Origin of the sequence: Pseudomonas putida, from assembly GCF_028682635.1 — a bacterium.
GTDB lineage: Bacteria > Pseudomonadota > Gammaproteobacteria > Pseudomonadales > Pseudomonadaceae > Aquipseudomonas > Aquipseudomonas putida_AE.
In genome coordinates this window covers 1-8,546 of the sequence record NZ_JANHLK010000056.1, presented here as the reverse complement: position 1 = coordinate 8,546, position 8,546 = coordinate 1, and the positions used below count along the sequence as shown (strand labels likewise).

At 54.6% G+C, this 8,546-nt stretch carries 6 protein-coding genes and 1 pseudogene; all 7 read left to right on the top strand.

Translation table 11 applies throughout. The annotated features are described in order from the left end of the window. On the top strand, positions 1 to 1,305 hold a 1,305-nt coding region (locus NPS56_RS30675), incomplete at its 5' end, for a DUF2345 domain-containing protein (protein WP_425313658.1). Then, positions 1,193 to 1,528: a hypothetical protein gene (locus NPS56_RS31490; protein WP_425313657.1), complete on the top strand. Its 336-nt coding sequence runs from the start codon at positions 1,193 to 1,195 to the stop codon at positions 1,526 to 1,528. The genes NPS56_RS30675 and NPS56_RS31490, both read left to right, overlap by 113 nt. A gap of 17 nt (positions 1,529 to 1,545) precedes the next feature. After that, positions 1,546 to 3,846, top strand: a complete 2,301-nt coding sequence (locus tag NPS56_RS30670; protein ID WP_274078125.1) for a hypothetical protein — start codon at positions 1,546 to 1,548, stop codon at positions 3,844 to 3,846. A gap of 14 nt (positions 3,847 to 3,860) precedes the next feature. Next, positions 3,861 to 4,871 carry a formylglycine-generating enzyme family protein gene (locus NPS56_RS30665; protein ID WP_274078124.1) on the top strand — a complete coding sequence of 337 codons (1,011 nt, stop codon included), beginning with the start codon at positions 3,861 to 3,863 and terminating at the stop codon, positions 4,869 to 4,871. A 91-nt stretch (positions 4,872 to 4,962) separates the two neighbouring features. Continuing rightward, entirely contained in the window at positions 4,963 to 5,886 is a 924-nt protein-coding gene (locus NPS56_RS30660; RefSeq protein ID WP_274078123.1) for a formylglycine-generating enzyme family protein, read from the top strand. A 200-nt stretch (positions 5,887 to 6,086) separates the two neighbouring features. Then, positions 6,087 to 7,289, top strand: coding sequence for a hypothetical protein (locus NPS56_RS30655; protein WP_274078122.1), 1,203 nt, complete (start codon positions 6,087 to 6,089; stop codon positions 7,287 to 7,289). A gap of 19 nt (positions 7,290 to 7,308) precedes the next feature. After that, positions 7,309 to 8,546 (top strand): annotated as a pseudogene (locus NPS56_RS30650) (ImcF-related family protein); the annotation flags it as partial.

The following is an 8,546-nucleotide window of genomic DNA, read 5'->3' as shown; positions in this document are numbered from 1 at the left end:
AGCCAGACCCACCTCAGCGGCGCCAGCAGCAGCGCCACTCTGACGCCGGGGCAGGTGCTGAAAATCGCCGGCGCGCCCCAGGCCTTTACCCCCGGCGCGGTGATCACCGGCCTGCACACCCGCGCCGCCCGCGACCGCAGTATCGAAGTGCATTTCGAGGCCATCCCCTACGCGGAAATGGTCTGCTTCCGCCCGCCGGTCCCGCCCAAACCGATCGTCGCCGGCACCCTGCCGGCCCGCGTCACCAGCGGCAAAGCCAACGACCCCTACGCCGAAATCGACCTCGAAGGCCGCTACAAGGTCAACTTCCTCTTCGATCGCGACCCCTGGAAGCTCGGCCAGGAAAGCATGTGGCTCCGCCAGGCACGCCCCTACGCCGGCGACACCCACGGCCTGCACCTGCCGCTGATCTGCGGCACCGAAGTGGCCATCGCCTTCGAACAGGGCGACCCCGACCGCCCCTACATCGCCCACGCCCTGCACGACAGCGACCACCCGGACCACGTGACCCTGCGCAAACGCGACTACACCCGCAACGTGCTGCGCACCCCGGCGAACAACAAGCTGCGCATGGAGGACAACCGCGGCGAGGAGCACGTCAAGCTCAGCACTGAACACAGTGGCAAGAGCCAGTTGAACCTGGGGCATCTGGTGGATGCGCAGAAGCAGAAGCGGGGGGAAGGGTTTGAGCTGAGGAGCGATGGTCATGGCGCCATCCGGGCAGGTAAGGGGCTGTTCATCAGTGCTGACAAACAACCGAAAGCGCAAGGCGACATGCTCGACATGAATGAAGCCCTGGCGCAGCTGAACAACGCGCTGCAACTGGTCAGTAGCTTGACCGAGAGCGCTATTGCATCGGGTGCACTGCCAGCAGACATGCAATCGCAACAGGGATTGAAGGAGGCGCTGGTCCGTCTCAAGGAGGCGGGCATGATCGCCTCGGCCCCTGCGGGAATTGCACTGACCACGCCCGCCAATATTCAGTTGTCGGCTGAGCAAACCCTCGCCGTCACCGCGGGTGAAAGCCTCGATATCAGCGCTCGCAAAAGCTTGCGCGCAGTGGCAGGCGAGGCTATCAGCCTGTTCGCCAGCAAATTGGGGCTCAAGCTGTTTGCCGCACGTGGGGCGGTGGACATCCAGGCGCAGAGCGATGTCGAGCCTGCTAGCGGACAAGGGTCTGACGATCACCAGCGTGAATGGCGAACTGATCCTCAACGCGCAGAACGGCATCACCCTGCTCAGTCGTGGCGTCTTCGTCAAATTCAAGGATGGAATCATCAACTGGGGTGCTTCCGCTTCGCTTGAAGAGGCTTTGGCCGCGGTGGTGCCGCAAGACCCTGTCTTTACAGATCCGATGCACGCCGGATTCCAGCTCAAGGACAAAACCAACGGCCAGCCCGTGCCCTATCAGGCTTATGAAATTGAAGCCGCCGATGGCAGCGTTGTACGGGGAGTGACCGATGAAAACGGCTACACCCAGCAACATCACGGCATTAACCCACAAAACATACGACTATCGCTGGAATGACCGTGGAGCCTGCAAATATGAGCAAGGACAAATACATACTGGCCGAAACCCAGAGCTGCAAGCAGGGCTCCGTCGTCGTGGCGTACTGTGACTCCGTCCAGTGCTATTTCCGCCCGAAAACCGAGGAACTGGTCTTCATCGCCGACCATCAAGCAGGTGAATTTGAATACCACTGGCGCGAAATGAGCTTTCGCATGGATCAGTTTCACCAGGCCAATGCCCATTATTCGAGTGTGCTGGAAACCTATGGCCTTGCCAGCGCCAGCGCGATATTGGCACCCGTTGAAGCGGACCGCCACAGCATGGCGCTGTTAATGGCAGAGAGCGAGCTGGAAAGTAAAAGAAAGGCACTGCAATTAAAACTGGGCGAGTTTTCGCAAACCGGCATGAGCTATGACGATGTGGTCGAACTTGTTCCGCTCGCGGGTCAAAAGGTGAAAAACCAACGCCGGGGCAAATCGAAACCCTATGTCTACGTCAAAAAAGGCTATTTCACCAGCACCCAGGACGGTAGAAAACTGCACACCGTCTCGCTCAAAGGCAAGGACAAGGCATCGGCCACAGCCAGCATCTACAGCAAGGACAACAACGGCAACGTCCGCATTGATACGCAAAAACTCACCCAGCAACTGAGCACCTTGCAGTGGCCCAAATTAAAGCTTGAACTCCAGGATGTCCTCAAGTGGAGCGGCGCGGATTTCGATCTGGACGAACTGAAAAGAGACGTCGTGCTGTTTGACTGGGCAGAAAGCTGGAACAACAGTCTGCAGGGCGAGAGCAAAGCGCTGAGCGCCAACGTCGATGTGTCCGGCGGTGCGCAGTTCATGCGTTTTGCCTCCAACCTCGGGGCCAATGCCGAATTCGATCTGCAGCAGGGCCAAGCGTCCATCAAGGGCGAGGCCAAGGCCAGCCTGACCCTGGCCTCGGGCACGGTCAACCTGACCGCCTACGTGCCGGACCGCCTGGGTTGGTCACTGTCTTACACCGGCAGCCAGGGACAGGTCTTCGACATGGGCCTGCTAAGACTGTACGTAACCCCGGCGTTGAGTGGCTTCATCGGTGCTTCGGTGCTGCTGGAGGAACAGTCGCAGGTGGTGGTCAAAGGCGATCGCCAACTGCTTGCCGGACAACCCGGCGGCCGCTTGCCGCGCTTCTACAATCGCCGGTCGCGCGGAGCGGTGTTCCACCAGCAAATGGCCGAAGAGGACGAAGGCCTGCAACTCTCCGGCGAAGCTTTCGCCGGCGTTCGCGCCGAAGGCAGCCTCACGGGCGGCCTGCAATGGCTCAAACCCACGCCACCACCGGGCATGGAAGGCCGCCCTGAGGGCATTGTGGGTAAAGCCGCTGAGTTCACTGATTTCTGCACGATCAGCAGCAGCGTCTCCGGCCTGATGGGCGCCGGTATCGGTGGCAAGTTTCACTGCACTTTTATCAATGGCCGGTTCTGCTTTCATGTGGCCGCCAGTTTGTGCTGGGGTTTGGGGGCCAAGGGTGGACTGATTTGCGAGGTGGGTGTTGAAACGATTGTGGAGTTTGGGACTTGGCTGATTTATCAGTTGTATCGGTTGAATTACAGTTTTTTTGAGTTGGTGGCGAAAGACGCATTTGCGACTTACAGTCGATATTGCGTTATGCGTATGGATGATGTAAGGAATAACCTATATGAGGGTTATGGAAAAGTTGAGGATAGTGTTGACTCTATTCGGAGTGATTTTTTCGATTTTATAGACATTGTTGCGAATAAAAATAAAACAAATCTGGAGTCCTCCAAGCGGCGCAATCAACTCGCAAAAAACGTTATTTCCCGTCGGCAAGACTTGCTGCGATATACCCCTGAAGCTAAGGGGATATTATTGTACCTTTTGACTCGTCATGGCATATGGGATCACTTGGATCTTGAAAACCGCGGCGATGGTTTGATTCCTGACATTTATAAAGATCGTAAAGACGCAGTGAGTTGCGTGTTGAGAAGCATCCAGACACAGGCCGAATGGGGCAAAGTATTGTGTCGCATGACCCCGGACGGCACCAGTTTGGCCCAAGGTGATGAGCCTGTCGTCATAAAGCAGCAAGAGCAGCAACTAATTGACTTCCTTCAAGAAGGATTCAACCGGGAAAGGGACTTTCATAAGGCCAGATCCAGGGCCCACGATGAGTTGGCAGCAGTCTATGATCGTTTGAAAAACGACATTGCTTGGGGCTACGCTTTGGCCATGAACGATAGTGAACATTATCTGTTCAATGATCTGCCTAACTTGCATTATCCCAGGTTATGCACATTTGGTCCGTGCAATATAGATTCCGATCAGCTGGCTTAGCTTCAGGAGTTATGATGAGTATTATAAGATTGGCAGTTTGTTTTTTTGTGCCTCTGGCTCTGATTGGCTGTGATCAGGCAATTAGTTTTTCGGAAAAATATCAGGCGAAGGTTTCTTCGACTGAATTGGAACAATTTGTTCGGTCAGTGAAGGATGATCTGGTTTTTATCGAGGGTGGAGAATTCTGGATGGGGGACTATGGCTCGTTGTATGGGAAGGAAAAATTACCCTATGATAGTGATAAGGATAGTAAGCCATTGCATAAGGTAGAGTTGAGTGGCTATTCGGTTGATAGATTTAAAATCACCAACAAGAATTTTCAGTTTTACTTGAGGTACAACGATTTGGCGTTAAGGGTTATAGGTGGGGGGAATCAAAGCACCTGGGAGGAAATTAACTCCATGCCTGATAATCCTGCCCATATGGATTGGTACGAGGCGGAACGGTATTGCAACTGGCTGGCCAGTATTACTGATTTACCTTTCGCATTACTGACAGAAGCACAGTGGGAATATGCCGCACGGAGCCGTGGTCAGTTTTTAATGGTGGCCACGGATGATGGAACCTACAAGGCTACTCGTGCCCCTTCGACAGAGTTCGATGGTTCCAGAGGCATCAATATATCGACTTCCTGGGACAGAGAAGCATTTGCCAAAGAGATGGGCTGGAAAACCGCGGAAGTGACCCCCCTGCCTGTAGACAGATTTCCGCCCAACCCGATTGGGTTGTATGCGATGTCCGACAATGGGTTGGAGTGGGTTCAGGATTGGTATGACCCCAACTACTACCAATACTCGCCGGTGAAGGATCCTCAGGGACCCAAAAAGCCTGTGTACAAGGATTATTACGGGCGCGACATGAAAGTTGCGCGTGGTCAGAGTTATGCCAATCCCGCTTGGGGGGGAGGAGTGAACGTGCATCGGACCAAAGCAGAGCCGTATGGTTACGTAAAAAACAAAGGTCTCGTTGTATTGATTGCTAAAACCGCCCGCTGTGCAGTTAACAGTTCAGAACCAGTGATATAGCCAGAATGAATATACTAATCTCAATCTGATTTTTCTCTGCTTGTCGATTCTTGCAGGCTGTGATCAATCAGCGAAGTTGACAGATGCTTCCGTGGTTGAAATCAATTCCGATGAGGTCGATCAGTTCGTTAAAGCAATTAAACGCAACCTGGTGTTTGTCGAAGGTGGGGAGTTTTTGATGGGTGACTTTGGCTCGCAATACGGACCGGGAAGATTGCCCTATGATGGTGATGAGGACAGTAAGCCGCTTCATAAGGTAAGGCTGAGTAGCTACTCAATTGACAAATTTAAAGTTACAAACAAGAACTTTCAGTTTTACCTGGATTATAAGGGGTTAAAGTTGAGAAGTGTGGATGACGGAAATCAAGAAAACTGGATTGATATCAATGCAGAGCCCACTACGCCGGCTCATATGGACTGGTATGAAGCAGAACAATATTGTGCATGGCTGGCGCAGGTCAGCAATATTCCGTTTGCATTGCCGACGGAAGCCCAATGGGAATACGCGGCGCGAAGTCGCGGGCGATTTCTAATGGTGGCCACAAATGATGGTACCTATAAAACAGATCGCCGACCTGTAACAGAACATGATGGCCCAAGAGGTATTAATATTTCCAGTTCCTGGGATCGTGAAGCTTTTGCCAAAGAAATGGGATGGAAGACAGAGTATTTTACTCCCTTGCCTGTAGACAGGTTTCCGCCGAATCCCCTAGGACTGTACGCCATGTCTGACAATGGACTGGAGTGGGTTCAAGATTGGTATGATCCTAACTATTATCAATACTCACCAGTAGAAGATCCCCAAGGGCCGCAAGAGCCAAGATTTAAGGACTATTTTGGGCGAGAGACAAAAGTTGTACGAGGTCAAGATTTTGCCAACCCTATTTGGGGTGGGGGAGTGAACGTGCATAGAACCGCAGCTGACCCTCACGGATATGAAATGAACAATGGTGTGGTTCATTTGAGTTCTAAAACTGTTCGCTGCGTGGTTAATAGTCAAAACCCAGTGAGTTAAGTAAGAGAGCGCTACCAAATAATCCTTCGGTGATTCGCGTTACCGATGATATTCAATGTAAATCAGTGGGCGCGCATTGGTCACGGCTAGTCAGAGTGTTGCTCGTAGAATATTGAGTATAAGGAGTTTTCTGGTGAAGGCATTGGTAGCTGTTAAGTGCACTTTGATAACCCCACTGCACCAGGCAAGGAGGGCATAACGTGCCAGTCGATCTTCGGGCTTTGCCCGAGCAAATTACCCTATCGCCGCCGCCTCGCAAGGGTCGCTGGTGCCTTTTTACTCTCCTGTGCTTGCTGCTGGGTGCAAGCCTGGTTGTGCTGCTGTGGCCTGCCGACTTGCAGCGGATGACACTGTGGTTTTGGTGCTGTGCCGTGATTTTCCCAGTGGTCTGCGGGCTGCTGCTCTTTGCGTTTCGGTTGTTGGCCTATGAGCGGCAACAGCAGTTTGCTCAGAGTTGGAACCAGAGCCGGGCGGAGCAGGCGCAAGCGTTGATCCAGCATGGGCAGCGCGCAATTGCCGTGTTGGCCACATCCTATTGCACGCCTGCCGGTATTGCCCAGCTTGCTAGGGCACTTCGCAACGGTATCAAGCCGCTGCAACCTGTCTATCTGAAGCAGTGGCTGACGACGTTGCGCTTGAGTCAGTTGGTGCCTGAAACGCAAAACCATTCAAAAAAAGACTACGAGCGGCGCTTGGCCAAGTTGTTGGAACAGGTGTTCGTTGGTTTCGGTGGGGAATTGCAGCGCTTTGCAGGCTTAGCGCCGCTTCGGCTGCGCATCAGGCACAACCAGGTGCTCTCCGATGCCGAGATCTTGTCGCTGTGGCGCGCATGTTCCACCGACCAGATGGTGCCTGATCATGTGGTGTTTGCCGAAGGTGATGGTGCCGATGGATTGCTCTGGCTGGACTCGTGGCTGGATGAGCCCGAGCCGTTTGCCCTTGCTCTGTCGTTGGAAATCAATGTGTTTCAAGCGCCCGTCGCGGACCAGGCTGAGTCTGTCAGTGCCGTGCTGCTTGCCCCATCTGAGTTCTGTACTCGGCACCAGCTTGCCCCGATGGCATGGGTGCATCGGCCTGTTCTGATGACGACCGAAACCACCGCCTTACAGGACGCGCTCCTGTGGGGGCGAGTTGATGAAAGATGCAAGCCCTGTTTTGTCTGGCGTACTCAGGTGCCCCGCAATCTTTTCAACGACGTGAGGCGTGCCATGACTGTTGCCGAACACCCAGTCGATATCGACAGCATGCAAGTGCTGGATGATTCCTTTGGTTTGCCGGCCAGTGCGGTTGGCAACATTTCGCTCATTGTCGCCAGTGAGCAAGCCGCGTCGGATCGTAAGCCCCAGCTCGTCATGTTGCAGGATCAATCGGCGCAATGGTGCGTTGTTCAACCGACGGTATGACCCGGATCAAGGATTAGTTATGAGCAAGCAAGTCAGTGTATGGATTGTGGTCCTTTGTCTGTTTGTTATCGGGGGATTACTGGTTTGGGTCGACAACCCCATCCTTTCTGTGGCCGGTGATACTGAGCGTCTGAAATGGACGGCAGCGTTGCTCGTAGTGTGTCTGGTTGTCCTGCTGCTCGATAGCATTGGAGTCGTAGGTATCAGGAAGCTGGCTGCGCTGGACTATTTCTCACAAGCGTATAAACAAATTGCAATGCCCCTCTCTTGGGCAGATCACAGTCGGCGCGCCAGGAAGTCTGTCGGACATTATCTGCGAGAACAACACGGCTATTTATGGCATCGCAAAGTCCGCCTGCTGCTGGTCGTTGGCGAACCGGAACAAATCAAGGCCATTGCCCCCAATCTGGGCTCTGAGAACTGGCTCGACGCGCAGAACACTGTCCTGATCTGGGGCGGCAGCGTGCAAACCGAGCCCTCTGACGCAGTCCTTCAACAGTGCCGTCGCCTTGTGCGCTGGCGTGGGCTGGATGGGGTGGTCTGGGCTCTCAGCAAGGAGCAGGTCGGTGACGTCAGCGCGATGGGGGAGGGGGTGCGCAATCTGCGGACGCTGTCTCGTGTGTTGCGCTGGCAGCTGCCCTTGCACCTGTGGCAAGTCTGCAACAGTCAATGGGACCAGTCCACGCGTCAGACGCAGCCGGTGGGTTGCTCGCTTTCTGCGAGGGTCACTGCCGTCGAACTGGATACTCGCCTGAACCAATTGATCGAACCCTTGCGCCAGGAAGGCCTGGAGCAGATGCGCCATCTGATGCAGCATGATTTCCTGTTGCGTCTGTCCCGCGATCTGCAGGTGGACGGTATTGCCCGCTGGCGGCAGGCTATGGCGCCTTTGTTTGGCGAGTTGGTCCGGGGAGTGCCGTTGCGCGGGTTATGGTTCAGTTTGCCGGTGCAGTCAGGCAATCACCCGGATCCGAAACACTATTGGCCGGTAGACCCGGTCTGGCACGGTGTGCTCAACGAACAATCCATTTATTGTCGCCGCTTGCGTAGTCACCCCGTCCGTATCTGCTACGCCCTGATGCTCGCCCTGGCACTGGCGTGGAGCGCCGGCATGCTGCTGTCCTTCGCCACCAACCGCGTGCACATCGCCCAGGTGCAGACGTCGCTGGCGACCCTGCAACAATCATCAACCAGTGACGAACAATTCCTCGCCCTGAATGACCTGACCCGCGAACTGGATCGCCTGGAGTACCGCGC

Bases quoted from the DNA above. Each gene is read 5' to 3' on its own strand.
- NPS56_RS30670 (WP_274078125.1), top strand. From the start codon at position 1,546: ATGAGCAAGGACAAATACATACTGGCCGAAACCCAGAGCTGCAAGCAG.
- NPS56_RS30665 (WP_274078124.1), top strand. From the start codon at position 3,861: ATGAGTATTATAAGATTGGCAGTTTGTTTTTTTGTGCCTCTGGCTCTG.